At 68.1% G+C, this 18253-nt stretch carries 15 protein-coding genes; 5 read left to right on the forward strand and 10 right to left on the reverse strand.

Translation table 11 applies throughout. From position 1 onward, the window contains the following. Nucleotides 1-43: 43 nt before the first annotated feature. The 3 genes from eutC to eat form a co-directional block, all read right to left on the reverse strand. Nucleotides 44-838: an ethanolamine ammonia-lyase subunit EutC gene (gene eutC, locus HWX87_RS21320; RefSeq protein WP_176049075.1), complete on the reverse strand. Its 795-nt coding sequence runs from the start codon at nucleotides 836-838 to the stop codon at nucleotides 44-46. After that, nucleotides 835-2232 carry an ethanolamine ammonia-lyase subunit EutB gene (locus HWX87_RS21325; RefSeq protein WP_176049077.1) on the reverse strand — a complete coding sequence of 466 codons (1398 nt, stop codon included), beginning with the start codon at nucleotides 2230-2232 and terminating at the stop codon, nucleotides 835-837. Before HWX87_RS21325 ends, eutC begins: the two co-directional genes overlap by 4 nt. Nucleotides 2233-2344: 112 nt before the next feature. Continuing rightward, nucleotides 2345-3757 carry an ethanolamine permease gene (gene eat, locus HWX87_RS21330; RefSeq protein ID WP_176049079.1) on the reverse strand — a complete coding sequence of 471 codons (1413 nt, stop codon included), beginning with the start codon at nucleotides 3755-3757 and terminating at the stop codon, nucleotides 2345-2347. 212 nt (nucleotides 3758-3969) lie between these two features. Between eat and HWX87_RS21335 the strand changes: the two genes are divergently transcribed. Further along, complete coding sequence (locus HWX87_RS21335) at nucleotides 3970-5175, forward strand: RNA-guided endonuclease TnpB family protein (protein WP_176049080.1); 1206 nt, start codon at nucleotides 3970-3972, stop codon at nucleotides 5173-5175. A gap of 127 nt (nucleotides 5176-5302) precedes the next feature. Here the strand turns inward: HWX87_RS21335 and HWX87_RS21340 are convergent, their stop codons facing one another. Continuing rightward, on the reverse strand, nucleotides 5303-6766 hold the full coding sequence (locus HWX87_RS21340; protein ID WP_176049082.1) for a mechanosensitive ion channel: 1464 nt from the start codon (nucleotides 6764-6766) through the stop codon (nucleotides 5303-5305). A 276-nt stretch (nucleotides 6767-7042) separates the two neighbouring features. Here HWX87_RS21340 and HWX87_RS21345 point away from each other — a divergent pair, with 276 nt between their 5' ends. Further along, the gene (locus tag HWX87_RS21345; protein WP_176049084.1) at nucleotides 7043-7921 is read left to right on the forward strand and encodes an AraC family transcriptional regulator; all 879 of its coding nucleotides are present in this window, start codon (nucleotides 7043-7045) and stop codon (nucleotides 7919-7921) included. A gap of 83 nt (nucleotides 7922-8004) precedes the next feature. On the opposite strand, the gene HWX87_RS21350 is transcribed toward HWX87_RS21345, so the two are convergent. Then, complete coding sequence (locus HWX87_RS21350) at nucleotides 8005-8352, reverse strand: zinc ribbon domain-containing protein (RefSeq protein ID WP_176049086.1); 348 nt, start codon at nucleotides 8350-8352, stop codon at nucleotides 8005-8007. A gap of 10 nt (nucleotides 8353-8362) precedes the next feature. Then, nucleotides 8363-10939: a heavy metal translocating P-type ATPase gene (locus HWX87_RS21355; protein WP_176049087.1), complete on the reverse strand. Its 2577-nt coding sequence runs from the start codon at nucleotides 10937-10939 to the stop codon at nucleotides 8363-8365. An 81-nt stretch (nucleotides 10940-11020) separates the two neighbouring features. On the opposite strand from HWX87_RS21355, the gene cadR reads away from it, so the two are divergent. Both cadR and HWX87_RS21365 read left to right on the forward strand, forming a co-directional pair. Then, the gene (gene cadR, locus HWX87_RS21360) at nucleotides 11021-11452 is read left to right on the forward strand and encodes a Cd(II)/Pb(II)-responsive transcriptional regulator (RefSeq protein WP_011546785.1); all 432 of its coding nucleotides are present in this window, start codon (nucleotides 11021-11023) and stop codon (nucleotides 11450-11452) included. Between the two features lie 68 nt (nucleotides 11453-11520). Then, nucleotides 11521-12093 carry a PadR family transcriptional regulator gene (locus HWX87_RS21365; RefSeq protein WP_176049089.1) on the forward strand — a complete coding sequence of 191 codons (573 nt, stop codon included), beginning with the start codon at nucleotides 11521-11523 and terminating at the stop codon, nucleotides 12091-12093. 45 nt (nucleotides 12094-12138) lie between these two features. Here the strand turns inward: HWX87_RS21365 and HWX87_RS21370 are convergent, their stop codons facing one another. The 4 genes from HWX87_RS21370 to HWX87_RS21385 all read right to left on the reverse strand — a co-directional run bounded on the left by HWX87_RS21370 (nucleotide 12139) and on the right by HWX87_RS21385 (nucleotide 16466). Continuing rightward, complete coding sequence (locus HWX87_RS21370; protein ID WP_176049091.1) at nucleotides 12139-13569, reverse strand: FAD-binding oxidoreductase; 1431 nt, start codon at nucleotides 13567-13569, stop codon at nucleotides 12139-12141. Between the two features lie 13 nt (nucleotides 13570-13582). Continuing rightward, nucleotides 13583-14371 carry an ABC transporter substrate-binding protein gene (locus HWX87_RS21375; RefSeq protein WP_176049093.1) on the reverse strand — a complete coding sequence of 263 codons (789 nt, stop codon included), beginning with the start codon at nucleotides 14369-14371 and terminating at the stop codon, nucleotides 13583-13585. 61 nt (nucleotides 14372-14432) lie between these two features. Further along, nucleotides 14433-15587 carry a pyridoxal phosphate-dependent aminotransferase gene (locus HWX87_RS21380; protein WP_176049095.1) on the reverse strand — a complete coding sequence of 385 codons (1155 nt, stop codon included), beginning with the start codon at nucleotides 15585-15587 and terminating at the stop codon, nucleotides 14433-14435. 210 nt (nucleotides 15588-15797) lie between these two features. Further along, complete coding sequence (locus tag HWX87_RS21385; protein ID WP_176049097.1) at nucleotides 15798-16466, reverse strand: TetR/AcrR family transcriptional regulator; 669 nt, start codon at nucleotides 16464-16466, stop codon at nucleotides 15798-15800. Nucleotides 16467-16585: 119 nt separating this feature from the next. Here HWX87_RS21385 and HWX87_RS21390 point away from each other — a divergent pair, with 119 nt between their 5' ends. Further along, nucleotides 16586-18238 carry an acyl-CoA dehydrogenase family protein gene (locus HWX87_RS21390; protein WP_176049099.1) on the forward strand — a complete coding sequence of 551 codons (1653 nt, stop codon included), beginning with the start codon at nucleotides 16586-16588 and terminating at the stop codon, nucleotides 18236-18238. The last annotated feature ends 15 nt before the right edge of the window (nucleotides 18239-18253 follow it).

Genomic DNA, 18253 nt, shown 5'->3' on the forward strand with positions numbered 1-18253 from the left:
GCACGCATGCCGCCACGCGGCAGCGGCCCGCGCACGACCCTTTTCAGTCCGCCCCGATCCGCTCAGCTTCCGCCGGCGGCAGCAGCGCATCGCTGTCGTCCTTCAGCCCGACGCCCGTCAGCTGGAGCCTGCGCGCATGCGTCATCAGGTAATGCAGCTTGTGCGCGGCCGCCGCGTGCGGCAGCCCTTCGGGCCGCACGTTCGAGATGCAGTTGCGCAGCGCGTCGTGGCAGCCGACTTTCGGCGCCCACGTCAGGTACACGCCGAGGCTGTCCGGCGAGCTGAGCCCCGGCCGTTCGCCGATCAGCATCGCGACGACCTTCGCGCGCAGCAGCTCGCCGATCTCGTCGCCGAGCGCGACGCGCGCCTGCGTCGCGACCACCACCGGGCCGACGCGCCAGCCGTCCGCATCGAGCCGCGGCCGCACGGCCTGCAGCAGCGGCAACGCCTGCTTCGCGGCCGCGAACGCCGACAGCCCGTCGCCGACCACGAAGACGACATCGGGTCCGTCGCCGCTCACCGCGTCGCCGTGCGCAGCCAGCAGCGCGCGCCCTTCGTCGGACAGCTTGCGGCCGAGATCGGGCCGGCGCAGGTAATGCTGGCGATCGGGCGCGGCGCTCTGCACGCCGAGCGTCGCGAAGCCGGCCGCGTCCAGCTCGCGCCGCAGCGCGTCCGAATCGAGCGGCTGGTGCACCGCGTCGCGCGCCTGCGCGTGCGACAGGTTGAACGCGAGCAGCGGCGCGGTCGGCAGGCTGTTGCCCGCGCGGCCGAGCGCGATCCGCGCGTTCGTGAACGACTTCAGCTGGCCCCACGGGTTCTTTTCGACGGCGTCGCTCATGCTGACAACCCCATCCAGTCGTTCGCGCCGGCCAAAAGCGGCACGCGCGACGTCGCCGCACGCAACGCGCCGTGCGCGTCGGCGATCTCCATCGTCTCCAGCCACTCCTCGAATTCCGGCGCGCGGCGCAACCCGAGCACCTCGCGCACGTAGAGCTGGTCGTGGAACGACGTGCTCTGGTAGTTCAGCATCACGTCGTCCGCGCCCGGGATCCCCATGATGAAGTTGATGCCGGCCGCACCGAGCAGCGTCAGCAGCGTGTCCATGTCGTCCTGGTCGGCTTCCGCGTGGTTCGTGTAGCAGATGTCGCAACCCATCGGCACGCCGAGCAGCTTCCCGCAGAAGTGATCCTCGAGCCCCGCGCGGATGATCTGCTTGCCGTCGTACAGGTATTCGGGGCCGATGAAGCCGACCACCGTGTTCACGAGGAACGGCTCGAACTTGCGCGCGACCGCATACGCACGCACTTCGCAGGTCTGCTGGTCGACGCCGAAGTGCGCGTTCGCCGACAGCGCGCTGCCCTGGCCCGTCTCGAAGTACATCAGGTTGTTGCCGACGGTGCCGCGCTTCAGCGACAACGCGGCCTCGTGCGCTTCGCCGAGCAGCGCGAGCGAGATCCCGAAGCTCGCGTTCGCCTTCTCGGTGCCTGCGATCGACTGGAACACGAGATCGACCGGCGCGCCCTTCTCGATCGCCGCGATCGTGTTGGTCACGTGCGTGAGCACGCACGACTGCGTCGGCACGCCGTAGCGCTCGCGGAACCCGTCGATCATCGCGAGCAGCTTCACGATCGCCGCGAGGCTGTCGGTCGCCGGGTTGATGCCGATCATCGCGTCGCCGCAGCCGTACATCAGCCCGTCGAGCATCGACGCGGCGATGCCCTTCACGTCGTCGGTCGGGTGGTTCGGCTGCAGCCGCACCGACATCCGGCCGGCCAGCCCGACCGTGTTGCGGAAGCGCGTGACGACGCGGCGCTTGCGCGCGGCCGCGATCAGGTCCTGGTTGCGCATCAGCTTCGACACGGCCGCGACCATCTCGGGCGTGAGGCCCGGCGCGATCCGTTCGAGCGCCGCGCCGTCGGCCGCGGGCGACAGCAGCCAGTTGCGGAAATCGCCGACGGTGAGGTGCGAGATTTCCGCGAACGCCTGCGCGTCGTGATCGTCGATGATGAGGCGCGTGACCTCGTCGTCTTCGTACGGGATCACCGCTTCGTTCAGGAACGCCTTCAGCGGCACGCCCGCGAGCGCGATCTTCGCGGCCACCCGCTCCTCCTCGCTCGCCGCCGCGACGCCGGCGAGCTGGTCGCCGGAACGCAGCGGGCTCGCCTTCGCGAGCAGCGTCTTCAGGTCCGCGAAGCGGTACGTGCGCGGACCGATCGTCTCCGTGTAGGACATCTGCGAGCCTCCTTGCCCATCCTAGCCAAAAGCCGACGGCGCGCCCGTTCGACGGGGCGCGCCGGATACCGTCAGAAACGGCCTTCCACTTTTACCTTCACCTTCACCCTGCTCACTCCTCCAGCAGCGCGTCGCCCGGCGCGCTCTCGCGCTGCGAACGCGTCGCGAGGAAGTACGCGTAGCCGACCGCGAGAAAGCCCAGGAACACCAGCGCGACCAGCCCGTTGAAGTACACCATCGTACCCAGGCAGACGAGCGCCGCCAGGATCGCGAAGGCCGGGAAGATCGGGTACAGCGGCGCGCGGAAAGGCCGCGCCATGTTCGGCTGCGAACGGCGCAGCTTGAACAGCGACGCCATGCTCACGATATACATCACGATCGCACCGAATACCGACATCGTCACGATATTCGCGGTGAGCGTCTGCCCGCCGAACTGGATCAGCTCGTCGCTGTAGATCGCCGCGATGCCGACCACGCCGCCCGCGAGGATCGCGCGGTGCGGGGTCTTGAAGCGCGGATGCACCTTGCCGAGCCATTCCGGCAGGTAGCCTTCGCGGGCCAGCGCGAAGATCTGGCGCGAATAGCCGAGGATGATCCCGTGGAACGACGCGACGAGCCCGAACAGCCCGAGCCACACGAGCATGTGCATCCAGCCGCTGTTCGCGCCGACGATGTACTTCATCGCCTGCGGCAGCGGATCGTTGATGTTCGCGAGCTTGGTCCAGTCGCCCGCGCCGCCGGCGAACACCATCACGCCGATCGCAAGTGCAACGAGGGTCAGGATCCCGGCCACGTAGGCGATCGGAATCGAGCGCTTCGGGTTCTTCGCTTCCTCGGCGGCCATCGCGACGCCTTCGATCGCGAGGAAGAACCAGATCGCGAACGGGATCGCCGCGAACATCCCGTGGAATGCGCCGACGCTGAAATGATCGGCGCCCGACCAGCCGCCCTTCATGAAGTTGCTCCACGCGAAGCCCGGCGACACGACGCCCATGAACACCAGCAGCTCGAAGATCGCCAGCAGCGTGACGACCAGCTCGAAAGTCGCCGCGATCTGCACGCCGACGATGTTCAGCGCCATGAACACGAGATACGCGCCCATCGCCGCGTGCTTGGGCTCGAGGCCCGGGAACTGCACGTGCAGGTACGCACCGATCGCGAGCGCGATCGCGGGCGGCGCGAACACGAACTCGACGAGCGTCGCGGCGCCGGCAAGATAACCGCCGGTCGGGCCGAATGCACGGCGCGCATAGGCGAACGGGCCGCCCGCATGCGGGATCGACGTCGTCAGCTCGGTGAAACTGAAGATGAAGGTCGTGTACATCGCCGCGACGAACAGCGCGGTGACGACGAAACCCAGCGTGCCGGCACTCGCCCAGCCGTAGCTCCAGCCGAAGTATTCGCCTGAAATCACGAGGCCGACCGCGATACCCCACAGTTGCCAGGTCCCGAGCGTCTGCTGCAGCGCGGGCTGGCCGGACGACTTGGCGCCGGCGGCGGGCCGGCCATTCGACTCTGCTTTCATCGGACTCTCTCCTCAAAGGCGCCGGGCCTGCCGGCCAGCGCGACTGAGAATCGATGCTAGAGAGTCATTAAACGACGTGTTATCGAAATTCGGCAAAGATCGCGGCTCCCTCGGTACGTGGCCAGCCTAGACCCTCAACGCTGGCAGAGAGATAGCGTGGATATCTCCGGCATACTTGACAGCGTGTTTTCGCTTGCTGATACGCTTGAATCATGCAACGCTTTCAAGCCTTCAAGTATGAACTGATCCCGACTGGCGAACAGCAGCGTCAGATGCGCTGCTATGCCGGGGCGTGCCGTTTCGTCTTCAACAAGTCGCTAGCGTTGCAGCAGGAGCGCTACGAACGCGGCGAAAAGAAGCTCGACTATGCCGGGCTGTGCAAGCTGATCACCGAATGGCGTAACAGCTCGCAGACGCCATGGCTGAAAGATGCGCCGACACATCCCCTGCAGCAAACGCTTAAGGATTTGGAGCGCGCGTACGCCAACTTCTTTGCCAAGCGTGCCGCCCCTCCGCGCTTCAAAAAGAAGGGCCAGTCTGACAGTTTCCGCTATCCCGATCCGAAGCAGATCAAGCTTGAGCAGAGTAACAGTCGTATCTTTCTGCCCAAGCTCGGCTGGCTGCGCTACCGCAACAGCCGCGACGTGTTGGGCGTAGTGAAACAGGTCACGGTATCGGCCAGCAGCGGCAAGTGGCATGTGAGCATCCAGACCGAACGCACGGTCGAACGGCCTGTTCCCAATGGCGGCACGGTCGGTATCGACCTAGGCATCGTCCGCTTTGCCACCCTCTCTGATGGCACATGCTACGCGCCGCTGAACAGCTTCAGACGGCATGAGGCGGCATTGCGCCGTGCGCAGCAGGCGATGAGCCGCAAGTTGAAGTTCAGCAACAACTGGAAGAAAGCGAAAACCCGCATCCAGCGTATCCATGCCCGGATCGGCAACGCCCGCCGCGACTACTTGCACAAAGCCACGACCACGATCAGCCAAAACCACGCGATCGTATGCATCGAGGAATTGCAGATTCGGAACATGTCCAAATCGGCGGCGGGTAGTATCGTGCAACCAGGAAAGAACGTTCGAGCCAAGTCCGGTTTGAATAAATCCATCCTCGATCAGGGCTGGTTCGAGTTCCGGCGCCAACTCGATTACAAGCTGGCGTGGAACGGCGGGCATCTCGTCGCCGTGCCGCCGCAAAACACAAGCCGCACGTGCCCTCGCTGCAGGCACATGTCGGCGGACAACCGGCGGACCCAAGCCCGGTTCGAGTGCGTGAATTGCGGTTTCAAGGAAAACGCCGATTTGGTCGGCGCGATCAATGTGCTCAGGGCGGGACACGCCCGTTGCGCCTGTGAAGTGAGCGATGCAGCAAAATCGCCAGCAGCAGGAACCCACCGAAGCGAGCTATCTGCATAGGCAGTCAGACGCAGTAGGAATCCCCCACCCTCAGGCGGGCGAGGATGTCAAATTTCGCTTACGGAAACGCCAGCTGCGGCTATTGAGCATGCCATCCGGCCGCACGAGGCGGCCGGTTCCCCGCCGCTTACTGCCCGCCGCCGCGCTGGTTGAACCAGCGGTCGAGCAGCTTGCCGGCCGCTTCACGGCCGCCGAGGCCGAACGACAGCGCCACCGCCACCGCGATCGCGCCGAGCACGAGCCCGAACGCGAGCTGGACGATCTCGTTCGCGATGCCCATCGCGCGCAGCCCCATCGCGAACACGAGGCCGAGGATCGCGAATTGCGCGATGCGCGCGAACAGCACGCTGTGTTCCCGGTCGGCCTGCTCGATCACGCGGCGCGCGAGGCCCGCGAGCCACACGCCGATCACGAGGATCACGCCGCCCATCAGCACGTGGCCGCCGAATTCGATGAACAGCGTGACGACGTCGCGCACCTGCGAGAAGCCGAGCCGGTTCGCGGCCTCGACCGACGCGAACAGCATCGCGAAGAACACGATCAGCCGCGCGACCAGCACCGACGGCTGCAGGATGCCCGAGAACACGCGCTCGACGCCGAGCACGGTCGGCAGCCCGTCGACGCCGGCGGCTTCCAGCAGCTTCTGCGCGAGCGAGGCGACAAAGCGCGCGAAGTAGAACGTGACGAGCACGATCACGATCGCCGCGACGATGTCCGGCACCGCGCCGAGAAACTGGTTCAGCATGTTGGTCGCGGGGATCGAGATCGCTTCGATCTTCAGCGCGTCGAGCGCGGAGATCAGCGTCGGCACGAACACGAACACGTAGACGATCGTGCCGATCAGGCTCGACACGCGCACGGGCGTCGGGCTGTCGAGACGCTGCGTGAGGCGATCGGCCCCGGCGGCGACGAGCAGGTTCGTCACGAGGCCGCGCAGCACGCGCGCGACGATCCAGCCGACGAAGCCGATCACCGCGGCCGCGAACAGGTTCGGCACGATCGCGAGCAGCTTGTCGACCATCCCCTGCACCGGCGACAGCAGGCCCGACAGCGCGAACGACGCGAGGATCGCCGGCAGGAACATCAGGATCACGAGCCAGAACAGCACGTCGCCGAGATAGCCGCTCATCGGCTGCATGCCGGCGCCTTCGGACAGCTTGTCGTCGATCTTGCTGGCCTTCAGCGCGCGGTTCGCGAGGCTGCGCAGCAGCGACGCGATCAGCCACGCGATCAGCGTCAGCGCCGCGCCGCCGATCAGGTTCGGCAGATAGTTGACGATGTGCGTGACAAGCAGCGAGAACGGATTGGAGACCGCGTACAGGTTGAGCACGTTGAAGATGCCCACCGCGGTGACGAGCAGCACGAGCCAGAACAGCCCGCCGGCGATGATGCGCTCGACGCACGCGCCCTGGCCGGTGCTGTCGGTGATCCGCTTGTCGACCTTCAGCGCATTGAGCAGGCGCAGCGCGCCGGCCCGCACCACCACGGCGATCAGCCAGCCGATCACCAGGATGCCGATCGCGCCGGCGATCTTGGGCAGGTATCCGCCTAGCGTGGCCTGCAGCGACGTGATGAAGCTGGAAGCATCCATTTCTTCTTCTCCCGAAAAACGTGGTGTTGCGATTGAACATCGACGAACTACCTGCGTACTTCGAAAAGCGTGCTGCCCGGTTCGAGCAACTTACCCGAGAAAAATGACGCGATCACCCGATTTCACCGTCTTTAACTTTAGTCATAGATCGCAGGGGGGCAAGACCCCATTTCGGCAAAATTAAAAAGGGGCGGATTCAGGATGACTACGCATTTCCGCAAGATTTGTCCATTCGGCCCGTGCTACCGTGGCTTCGGTTCTTGCCCGGACACGTCGATGACAGCCGAAACGAAAGCCGACAAACCCGCGTGGATCCGCTATGCGGCGAGCGTGGCGCGCGTTCACGAATACATTCGCGCGCATCTCGACGGCCCGCTCGACCTGAACCGGCTCGCCGAAGTCGCGTGCCTGTCGCCGTATCACTGGCAACGCGTGTACCGCGCGCTGTACGGCGAGTCGATCGTGCTGACGGTCCGGCGGATGCGGATCGTGCGCGCGTCCGAGGATCTCGTGTGTACCGCGCGGCCGATCGACGAGATCGCGCGGCGGGCGGGCTACGGTTCGGCGCACGCATTCGCGCGGGCGTTCCGCGATGCCTACGGCGTGCCGCCCGCGCAGCACCGGCGCACGGGCGTCCACCGGCCGATCTATCCGCTACAGAGAGGAGAGGAAGACATGTTCAAGCATGAAGTCGAAATCCGGCGGTTGCCGGAGCTGCGTGGCTACGCGGTGGCGCACACCGGCGCGTACCTGAAGGTCGGCGATGCGTTCGGTCGGATCGGCGCCTGGGTCGGGCGGCACGGGCTGATCGGCCCGGGCGCGAAGATGATCGGTATTTTCTACGACGATCCGGACACGACGCCCGAAGCGCAGCTGCGCGCGAAGGCGTGCTTCATGCCGGCCGACGACGCACCGGACGTCGAGCCCGTGCCGCCGGTCGAACGCGCGACGGTCGCGGGCGGCGAATACGCGGTGCTGCTGCATACGGGGCCGTATGCGGACCTGAAGACGGCCTACCAGTGGCTGTACGGCGACTGGCTGCGTCATGCGGGCCGCGAAGCCGCCGACGCACCGCCGTTCGAGCTGTACCTCAATACGCCGATGGACGCGGCGCCGGCCGACCTGCGTACCGAGATCCACCTGCCGCTGCGCTGAGCGACGGGCCGCTGCGCCGGCCGTGAAACGAAGCGCGCCGGCCGATGGTCAGGCCCGGCCGGCGCAAATGGGCGGCATGCTTGTTATGCCGCCTGCGTCCCGCACCCGGGACAGAAGCGTGCGTCGGCCGCCAGCGCGGTGTGGCAGCGGCCGCAGGCCCGGCTGCGTTGCGCCGCGCCGCAGCCCGCACACGCGAGCTGGCTCAGCGGCACGTTGCCGCCCTGCCCGCCATTCGCGTCGGCCGGCGCCTGCCAGCCCCAGCCGTGGCGATCGCGGCCGCGTGCGTCGTGGCCGCCCTGCCCGTCCCGGCGCTGCCCGCCGTGATGCCCGCCGCCGCCGTGACCACCGCTGCCGCCGTTGCCGTGCCCACTGCCGTGCCCGCTGCCATGGCCGCCGCCGTGGCCGCCCAGGATTCGTTTCAGAAAGCTCATCGCCCGCTCCTCAACGCTTGGCCTGCGTACCGCCGAACGCCCCCGAGGACGACAGCAGCCGCAAGCCGTTGGCCACGACGATCAGGCTCGCGCCCGCGTCGGCGAAGACCGCCATCCACATCGTGCCGAGCCCCGCGACCGTCAGGCCGAGGAACACCACCTTCACGCCGAGCGCGAAGCCGATGTTCTGCACCAGCACGCGGTGCGTCGCGCGCGACAGCCGCACGAACGCGGGAATCTTGCGCAGGTCGTCGTCCATCAGCGCGACGTCGGCCGTCTCGATCGCCGTGTCGGTGCCCATCGCACCCATCGCGAAACCGATGTCGGCACGTGCGAGCGCCGGTGCATCGTTGATCCCGTCGCCGACCATCCCGACCGCGCCCGCGCCGCCGGCCGACAGTTCCTCGACCGCCGCGAGCTTGTCTTCCGGCAACTGGTTGCCGCGTGCGTCGTCGATGCCGGCCTGCTGCGCGATCGCCTGCGCCGTATGCGGGTTGTCGCCCGTCAGCATCGCGGTGCGGATGCCGAGCGCGTGCAGATCGGCGATCGCTTCTCGGCTCGTGTCCTTGATCGTGTCGGCCACTGCGAAGATGCCGAGCACGCGCGCTTCGTCGACCAGCACCACGACGCTCTTGCCCTGCCGCTCCAGCGCGTCGAGCTTCGCTTCGAGCGCCGTCGAGCAGCGCTCGAGCTCCTCGACGAGCCGGTGGTTGCCGAGCCAGTAGCGCGTACCGTCGATCGTGCCGCGCACGCCGCGCCCGACGATCGCTTCGAAGTCCTGCACGTCGGCGAATGCCGCCGTGCCGGCATCGCGCGCCGCGGCCGCGATCGCCTGCGACACCGGGTGATCGGAGCGCGCCGCGAGGCTCGCACCGAGGTGGCGGACACGCGCTGCATCGGCGTCTTCCGCATGCACGTCGAAGTCGGTCTGCACCGGCTTGCCGTGCGTGATCGTGCCGGTCTTGTCGAGCGCGAGCCACGCGAGCTTGCGCCCTTCTTCCAGGTAGACGCCGCCCTTCACGAGAATCCCGCGCCGCGCGGCGGCCGCGAGCCCCGACACGATCGTCACCGGCGTCGAGATCACCAGTGCGCACGGGCACGCGATCACGAGCAGCACCAGCGCGCGGTAGATCCAGTCGTGCCACGCGCCGCCCATCACGAGCGGCGGCACCACCGCCACCAGCAGCGCGACCGCGAACACGATCGGCGTGTAGACGCGCGCGAACTGGTCGACGAAACGCTGCGTCGGCGCCTTCGCGCCCTGTGCTTCCTCGACCGCGTGGATGATCCGCGCGAGCGTCGAGTTCGCGGCGACGGCCGTCACGCGGTATTCGAACGAACCCGATTCGTTGATCGTGCCCGCATACACGGCGTCGCCGGTCGCCTTCTCGACGGGCAGGCTCTCGCCGGTGATCGGCGCCTGGTTGACCGTCGAGCGTCCCGCGACGACTTCGCCGTCCAGCCCGATCCGCTCGCCCGGCTTCACGCGGACGACCGCGCCGAGCGCGACCTGCGCGGCCTCGATCGTGCGCCACGAGCCGTCGGCCTGCTGCACGGTCGCGGTATCCGGCGCGAGTTGCATCAGGCCCTGGATCGCATTGCGCGCGCGGTCGAGCGACTTCGCCTCGATCAGCTCGGCGATCGTGAACAGCACCATCACCATCGCGGCTTCCGGCCACTGGCCGATCGCCATCGCCCCCGTCACCGCGATGCTCATCAGCGCGTTGATGTTCAGGTTGCCGTTGCGGATCGCGATCCAGCCCTTCTTGTACGTGGTGAGCCCGCACGCGAGCACCGCGGCGAGCGCGAGCGCCGCCGCGAGCCACACTGGCAGTCCGGCCCACGTCGCGCCTTCGGATGCGATCGCGGCGACGCCGGCCAGCGCCAGCGGCCACCACGGCTTCGCGGGCGCGTCGGCGACGCGCGCCGCCGGTGCGCCGGCCGTCGCGGCCTCGGGCGTCATCCCGAGCGAGCGGATCGCGCTTTCGAGCGCCGGCTGTGCGCCAGGCACGTGCTCGACGGTCAGCATCCGCTGCATCAGGTTGAATTCGAGCGCCGACACCTCGTTCATCCCGCCGAGCTTCTTGCGGATCAGCGTTTCCTCGGTCGGGCAGTCCATCTGCATGATCCGGAACGCCGAGCGCACGTGGCCCGACGCCGTCGCCTGCGCGACCGGCAGCGGCGCGAGCGTCAGCGCCGCAGGCGCGCAGCAGTCGCCGGCCGCGTGGTCGTGGTCGTGGTCGTGGTCGTGACCGGCATGGTCATGCGCGGCGTGGTCGTGCGAGCACGCCGCGCCGTGCACATGCGCATCGCCGCGTGAATGATCGTGGTCATGGTCATGACCCGCTTCGTCGGACGCGGCATGATCGTGCGCGCACGTCGCGCCGTGCTGATGCGCGTCGCCGTGCGAATGATCGTGATCATGGTCGTGGCCGCGCGATGCAGCCTCGCCGTGCGCGCGCTCGCCGGCCGCCGGCGCCGCGTCGGCAACGGTCGCCGTCTGCGTGTCGCGCGAGTCGGCGCAGCACGCATCGGCGCCGTCGGCATGACGGTGTCGTGGGTCGTGGGTACGCTTGGCGTCGGTCATGACAACCTCCTTTGTGGCTTGACGGTGTAGAGTTAACACCCTGAAGCCACTACAAGGTCAACCCTTACACGGGAGAAAGGCATGAAGATCGGCGAACTGGCCAAAGCGGCCCGCTGCACCCCCGAGACGATCCGTTTCTACGAGAAAGAGGGGCTGATGCCGGATGCGGAGCGCACCGACTCGAACTACCGCAACTACACCGATGTGCACGTCGAACGGCTGCGCTTCATCCGCAACTGCCGCGCGCTCGACATGGCGCACGACGAAATCCGCGCGCTGCTGCAGCTCACCGACACCCCGGCCGACCGCTGCGATTCGATCAATTCGCTGCTCGACGATCACATCGGGCACGTCGATGCGCGCCTCGCGGAACTCACGCATCTGCGCGACCAGCTCACCGAATTGCGCCGCCAGTGCGTCGGCGAGCATTCGGTCGAGGATTGCGGAATCGTGCATGGTCTCGCGACGATGGAAACCGTCGCACCGGCTGCCAAGCGATCGCACCTCGGCTGAAACCCTTGTGAAATAAGATAGTATCGTCGAGAATAGTTATATCCTTACTAGATATTCAATAACTATTCATGTCCACGAGCCGCCCATCCCCGCTCGCGCTGGCCGTCCTCGCGACGCTCACCGAAGCGCCCATGCATCCGTACGGGATGCTGCAGCAACTGAAGGCCCGCGGATACGACGAAGTCGTCAACGTGCGGCAGCGCACGAGCCTCTACCAGACGATCGACCGGCTGCTGCGCGACGGGCTGATCGCCGTGCGCGACACCGAGCGCGACGGCGCGTTTCCGGAGCGCACGCTGTATGCGCTGACCGAAGCCGGGCACACGGCGGGACAGGCGTGGCTGCATGCGCTGCTCGCGGAGCCCGCGCGTGAATTTCCGGTGTTCGGCGCCGGCCTCGCGTTCCTGCCGCTGCTCGACGCCGAAGATGCCCGCCATCAACTCGAACTGCGGATTGCGCGGCTCGACGCCGAGCGCGAACGGCTGGAAACGCTGCGCGCCACCGCGCAGGCCGATCAGGTGCCGCGCCTGTTCCTGCTGCAGAACGAACATGCGCTGGTGCTGCTCAATGCGGAGCTTGATTGGGCGCGCAGCGTCGTCGAACACCTGAAGATCGGCGCGCTGCGCTGGGTGGACGGCTGACGTGTCACGCAGGTCGATTCCCGTCAGTCACGGGAATCGACCGTGTCAAAGTACCTTGCCGGGATTGAGGATGCCGCGCGGGTCCAGCGCGGCCTTCAGGCGTCGCATCAGCCCGATTTCCGCATCGCTGCGCGTGTGCGCGAGATAAGGGCGCTTGAGCACGCCGATCCCGTGCTCGGCCGACACCGAGCCGCCCATGTCGCGCACGACCGCGTACACGCAGTGATCGAGCGCATCGAGGTCCGCGTCGCTCATCCCCGCCAGCGATACGCCGATATGCACGTTGCCATCGCCGACATGGCCGAAGAACAGGCACGTGACGTCCGGCCAGCGCGCCCGCAGCGCCGCCTCGCAGCGTTCGGCGAACGCACCGAGTTCACCCGTCGGCAAGCTCACGTCGAAATTGACGAGATGCGGCAGCGCATCGATCGCGAGACCTTCACGCAGCGTCCACAGATCGCGCGCCTGCCGCTCCGACGTCGCGAGCACCGCGTCGTCCACCAGCCCTGCATCGAACCCGGCCGCGAGGCCCGTTTCCAGCGCCTGGTGCGCATCGCCGCCCGGTGCGCTCGTCGCGCATTCGATCAGCACCGCGAAGCCATCGTCGCCGACAAACGGCGCCGAGACGCCCGGCGTATGACGCGCGACGTAATCGTAGAACGCCGGCCACATCGCTTCGAAGCTGACGACTTCCGGCAACGTACGCACGCGGTTCCACAGCGCGACCACCGCGTCGTAATCGCGCACGCGGCAAAGCGCGGTAGCCGGCGCGGCGAGCAGCGGATGCAGCCGCAACACCGCGCGCGTGACGACGCCGAGCGTCCCCTCGCTGCCGATGAACAGCTGCTTCAAGTCGTAACCCGCGTTGTTCTTCAGCATCCGGTTCATCGACGACACGACCGTGCCGTCCGCGAGCACGGCCTCGAGCCCGAGCACCTGCTCGCGCATCATTCCGTAGCGGATCGCGCGCGTGCCGCCCGCATTGGTCGCGAGCATGCCGCCGATCTGGCACGAGCCACGCGCGCCGAGATCGACACCGAACGTGAAGCCCGCCGCTTCGGCGGCTTCCTGCACCGTCTGCAGCGGCGTCCCCGCGCGTACGGTCATCGTGCCGGCCGCCACATCGATCGCCTCGATACCGGCAAAACGCTCCATCGACAGCACGACCTCGCCGCCGAGCGCGACCGCGCCCCGCGCGAGCCCGGTCAGCCCGCCCTGCGGCACGACCGGCTGCCCGAGCCGCGCGCACAGTGCGAGCGTGCGCGACACGTCGTCGACGCTGCGCGGGCGTACCAGCGCGCGCGGCCGCACGCCGGCCGGCTCGTTGTACGCGGTGAAGTAGCGCGGATCGATGTCGGCGGAACGCGTGACGAGCGCGTCGCCCAGTTCGGCGGCGAGCACGGCGTCGGGCGCCGCGCCCGACAGCCGCACGTCGCGCGGTTCGCCGCCCGCGCCAACCGTCTCCCGGTTCTGCATCGTGCGGCCCCGCTTACTTGGTCGAGATGTCGATATCGCCGAAATACTTCAGGCCGAGCGTCTTCACCGTGCCGTCCGCCTTCAGCTTGTCGATCGCCGCGTCGAGCTTCGCCTTCAGTGCGTCGTCGCCCTTGCGCAAGCCGAATGCGATGCCGCTGCCGAGGATCTTGTCGTCGTGCACGGGCTGGCCGACGAACGAGAAACCCTTGCCGTCCGGGCGCGACAGGAAGCCGCGCTGGCCGGACGGTGCGAGCACGAGCGTCGCGTCGAGGCGGCCCGCGACCAGGTCCGCGTACGCCTGGTTCTGGTCCTGGTACGCGACGATCGCGATGCCGGCCGGCTCCCAGTGCGCCTTCGCGTAGGTTTCCTGGATCGACGCCTGCAGCACGCCGACGCGCTTGCCCTTCAGCGATTCGGGCGTCGGCAGCAGACCGCTGCCGGTACGGGCGATCAGCTGGGTCGGCACGCGGTAGATGATCGTCGTGAAGTCGATCGCCTGGCGGCGCTGCTCGGTCGCGTTCATCGCCGAATTGATCGCGTCGAACTTGCGGCCCTTCAGCGCGGGAATCAGCCCGTCGAACGACGTCTCGACCCATTTGCACGACAGCTTCGCCGTCTGGCAGACGGCATTGCCGACGTCGATGTCGAAGCCCTGCAGATCGCCGTTCGGCGCTTTCGATTCGAACGGCGGGTATTGCGCTTCAAGGCCGAAACGCAGCGTCTGTGCGTCGGCGAGCGCCGCGCCGGAGCCGATTGCGCATGCGAGTGCAAACGCGAGTTTCAGGGTGGCCGTGTGCTTCATCGTGATCTCCTGTGACTGGTCGATGCGACGCGCCCGTCGCCGGGTGCCCGTCGCCGGTTTCTTACAGCGAACGCAGCCGCCGCGCGCCTTCGACCAGCGTCGCGTCGTCCTTCGAAAAACTGAGCCGGATCACGCCGGCATCGGTGCCGTCGGTATAGAACGCCGACAGCGGAATCGTCGCGACGCGCGCGTCGCGGATCAGGCGCAGCACGAAATCGCTGTCGCTTTCGTCCGAGAAGTGCCGGAAGCGCGCGAGCATGAAGAACGAGCCTTCGCTCGGCAGCAGCTCGAAACGCGAATCGGCGAGCTCGCGTGCGAGCAGGTCGCGCTTGGCCTGGTAGAACGCCGACAGGCCGAGATAGCTTTCCGGCCGCGCGAGGATCTCCGCGAACGCGATCTGCATCGGCGTATCGGCCGAGAACACCATGAACTGGTGCACCTTGCGGATCTCGTCCATCAGTTCGGCCGGCGCGAGGCAATGGCCGACCCGCCAGCCCGTCACGTGGAACGACTTGCCGAACGACGACACGATCACGCTGCGCTCGGCCAGCTCGCGGTGGCGCGCGACGCTCTGGTGCTGCGCGCCGTCGAACACGACGTGCTCGTAGACTTCGTCGGACAGCACGACGATGCCCGTGTCGCGCGTGAGCTGCGCGAGCCGCTCGAGATCGTCGGCCGAGAACACGGTCGCGGTCGGGTTGTGCGGCGAGTTGACGATGATCATCCGCGTGCGCGGCGTGATCGCGGCCGCCACTTCATCCCAGTTCACGCGGAAATGCTCGGGCGACAGCTTGATCGCGACCGGCGTCGCGCCCTGCAGCCGCACGATCGGCGCATAGCTGTCGAACGACGGTTCGAAGTAGATCACCTCGTCGCCCGGATGCACGAGCGCGCTGATCGCCGCGTACAGCCCTTCGCTCGCGCTCGCGATCACCGTGATCTCGGTCGCCGGGTCGTAGCGCACGCCGTACAGCGCTTCCGTCTTCTCGGCGAGCCGTTCGCGCAGCGCCATCACGCCGGCCATCGGCGCGTACTGGTTGTGGCCGTCGCGCATCGCCCGCGCGACGCCTTCGACGAGCGCCGGATCGGGCGCGAAATTCGGCGCGCCTTGCGACAGGTTCAACGCATCGTGTTGAGCGGCCAGCTGGCCGATCACCGTGAAGATCGTCGTTCCGACGTCGGGCAGCTTCGAACGGGGCGCGGTGGCGCTTCGCATGACTCCTCCTTCTGATGTCCTTCGGGCAGGCCCGCGCGGCGTGCGCGGCCCAGCATCTGCCGCATGATTTAGCCCGAGCCAATATCGGCGGACAAACGAAAGTTCGTCATGGCGGCCATGCGTTTTTCTCATGGCTCGGAGGGAGAAGCACGGAACGGCGAGGCTGACCGACGGGCCCGACATGCGAATCGGGCATTTCCCCTGGAGGCGCTACGCGTCCGCGTCCGCCAGGTACGCGAGCAGCACGGCTCGCAGTTCGCGGCGTTGCACGGCGAAATCGAGCGCGGGCCCGAGCGTCAGCAGGGCCTGCGACAGGCCGCCGTAGCAGATCGCATGGGCCATCCGGGCGAGCCCGTCGAGCCGCGTGGCCGGCGGCGGATCGGCCGCATGGGCCAGCGCGTCGCGCCACAGCGCGACATACGCGTCGTAATGCCGGCGGTACGCGGTGAGCGGCGACACCTGCCGCTCCAGCACGAACAACGCGCCCCACAGCGCCGCGTCGGCGGCGATCGCATCGACCTGCAGGTCGACGAGCGCGGCCGCGAGTTCGGCCCGCGGCACGCCACGCAAGCGCTCGACCGCGTCGCGCAACCGGTCGGCCAGCGCCAGCACGCGGCGGTGGATGCAAAGCGCCGCGAGGCTCTGCTTGTCGCCGAAATACTCGTAGAAGGTGCCGATGCTGACGCCCGCGACGGCCGCGATCTCGCGGATCGTCGCCTTCGCATAGCCGCGTTCGAGCAAAAGCTGAACGAACGCCTGCTGCAACGCATCGGAGCTCGCCTGCGCGCGCGACTGGCGCGGCCGGCGGCGCAAGGCGGGCGCGGGTTGCGCCGCCGGCTGGCCGGGCGGCGCCGGAACCTGAACATGTCGCGGCGGCATATTTGCTACTCTGAAATCAGCAGGGAATACGTTTACCGGGAGCCGGAACCCGCGCCGAAGCGCCCTCCGGGCGGCATGACGCCGGCTGCCCGCGAAGCATGAGACCGGAGACACGCCCGATGACCGAATCGACTCACGCCGTTACGAACCAGTTCGACGAACTCGTCGACTATAACCTCTTCGCGACGGATATCGCGCTGCGCGACGCGCTCGCCCGGGCAGGCGCCGACTGGGCCATGCCGCAGCTCGACGCTTACGGCGCACGGCTCGGCAGCGCCGACACCGCGCGGCTCGCCGACGAAGCCAACCACCACCCGCCGGAACTGAACACGTTCGACCGGCGCGGCCGGCGCATCGACCGCGTCGATTTCCACCCGGCGTGGCACGCGCTGCTCGGCCAGTATCGCCACGAAGGCTTCGTGTCGCTCGCGTTCCGCGAGTCGCGCCGCGGCCGCTGGGCCGCGACCGCCGCCGGCTTCTACCTGCATGGGCAGATCGAGGCCGGCACGCTGTGCCCCGCGACGATGACGCAGGCCGCGATCCCCGTGCTGCAGAAGGAGCCCGCGCTGTGGGACCTGCTGCGCGACAAGCTCTACAGCGACGCTTACGATCCGCGCGACGTACCGGTCGCCGACAAGCGCTCGATCTGGTTCGGCATGGGCATGACCGAGAAACAGGGCGGCTCCGACGTGCGCGCGAACACGACGCTCGCCACGCCGGTCGGCGCGGGCGGGCGCGGCGGCGAATACCGGCTGCGCGGCCACAAGTGGTTCTTCTCCGCGCCGATGTGCGACGCGCACCTCGTCGTCGCGCGCACCGAGGCCGGCAGCCCGTCGTGCTTCTACGTGCCGCGCTGGCGGCCGGACGGCACGAAGAACGCGGTCGAGATCCAGCGGCTGAAGAACAAGGTCGGCAACCGCAGCAACTCCAGCAGCGAAATCGAGCTGAACGACGCGTGGGGCATCATGCTCGGCGACGAAGGCCGCGGCATCCCGACCATCATCGAGATGGCCACCTACACGCGGCTGAACTGCGTGCTCGGCAGCGCGGCGATGCTGCGCCAGGGCGTCGTGCAGGCGATCGCGTACACGCGCCAGCGCCACGCGTTCGGCCGCGCGCTCGCCGAACAGCCGCTGATGCGCACCGTGCTCGCCGATCTCGCGCTCGAAAGCGAAGCCGCGCTGTCGCTCTCGATGCGTCTCGCCGACGCGTTCGAACGCGACGACTCGCCGCTCGAACGCGCGTGGAAACGCATCGTCACGCCTGCCGCGAAATTCTGGGTCTGCAAGCGCGCGGTCGAGCTGACCGGCGAGGTGATGGAAGTGTTCGGCGGTAACGGCTACGTCGACGACGGCCCGATCGCGCGGCTGTTCCGCGAGGCGCCCGTCAACTCGATCTGGGAAGGCTCCGGCAACGTGATGTGCCTCGACGTGCTGCGCGCGGTGTCGCGCGAGCCCGACGCGGCCGCCGCGCTGTTCGACGAACTCGCCGGCCTCGGCGCGGACGAACCACGCATCCGCGCGGCGCTCGACGCGTTGCGCGCGATGCTCGCCGCGCCGGCCGACACGCTCGAAGCGTCGGGCCGCGTGTTCGCGCAGCGGCTCGCGCTCGTCGCGCAGGCGTGCCTGCTGCGCCGCGACGCGCCGGCCGCCGTCGCCGACGCGTTCGTCGCGACACGGCTCGCCGCGCCCGACTGGGGCCGCGTCGCGGGCGGCTTCGATCCGCGCGCGATCGACGTCGCCGCGCTGCTGCAGCGCGCGTATCCGGCCTGACGCCGGCCCGTTCAC

The sequence above is a fragment of the Burkholderia sp. BCC1644 genome, assembly GCF_902833225.1.
Classification (GTDB): domain Bacteria; phylum Pseudomonadota; class Gammaproteobacteria; order Burkholderiales; family Burkholderiaceae; genus Burkholderia.

Excerpts from the sequence above, each read along its gene's own strand:
- HWX87_RS21380 (WP_176049095.1), bottom strand. The coding sequence starts at position 15,587 with ATGCGAAGCGCCACCGCGCCCCGTTCGAAGCTGCCCGACGTCGGAACG.
- HWX87_RS21335 (WP_176049080.1), top strand. The coding sequence starts at position 3,970 with ATGCAACGCTTTCAAGCCTTCAAGTATGAACTGATCCCGACTGGCGAA.
- HWX87_RS21370 (WP_176049091.1), bottom strand. The coding sequence starts at position 13,569 with ATGCAGAACCGGGAGACGGTTGGCGCGGGCGGCGAACCGCGCGACGTG.
- eutC (WP_176049075.1), bottom strand. The coding sequence starts at position 838 with ATGAGCGACGCCGTCGAAAAGAACCCGTGGGGCCAGCTGAAGTCGTTC.
- HWX87_RS21375 (WP_176049093.1), bottom strand. The coding sequence starts at position 14,371 with ATGAAGCACACGGCCACCCTGAAACTCGCGTTTGCACTCGCATGCGCA.
- HWX87_RS21345 (WP_176049084.1), top strand. The coding sequence starts at position 7,043 with ATGACAGCCGAAACGAAAGCCGACAAACCCGCGTGGATCCGCTATGCG.
- HWX87_RS21340 (WP_176049082.1), bottom strand. The coding sequence starts at position 6,766 with ATGGATGCTTCCAGCTTCATCACGTCGCTGCAGGCCACGCTAGGCGGA.
- HWX87_RS21385 (WP_176049097.1), bottom strand. The coding sequence starts at position 16,466 with ATGCCGCCGCGACATGTTCAGGTTCCGGCGCCGCCCGGCCAGCCGGCG.
- eat (WP_176049079.1), bottom strand. The coding sequence starts at position 3,757 with ATGAAAGCAGAGTCGAATGGCCGGCCCGCCGCCGGCGCCAAGTCGTCC.
- HWX87_RS21365 (WP_176049089.1), top strand. The coding sequence starts at position 11,521 with ATGTCCACGAGCCGCCCATCCCCGCTCGCGCTGGCCGTCCTCGCGACG.
- cadR (WP_011546785.1), top strand. The coding sequence starts at position 11,021 with ATGAAGATCGGCGAACTGGCCAAAGCGGCCCGCTGCACCCCCGAGACG.
- HWX87_RS21390 (WP_176049099.1), top strand. The coding sequence starts at position 16,586 with ATGACCGAATCGACTCACGCCGTTACGAACCAGTTCGACGAACTCGTC.
- HWX87_RS21350 (WP_176049086.1), bottom strand. The coding sequence starts at position 8,352 with ATGAGCTTTCTGAAACGAATCCTGGGCGGCCACGGCGGCGGCCATGGC.
- HWX87_RS21355 (WP_176049087.1), bottom strand. The coding sequence starts at position 10,939 with ATGACCGACGCCAAGCGTACCCACGACCCACGACACCGTCATGCCGAC.
- HWX87_RS21325 (WP_176049077.1), bottom strand. The coding sequence starts at position 2,232 with ATGTCCTACACGGAGACGATCGGTCCGCGCACGTACCGCTTCGCGGAC.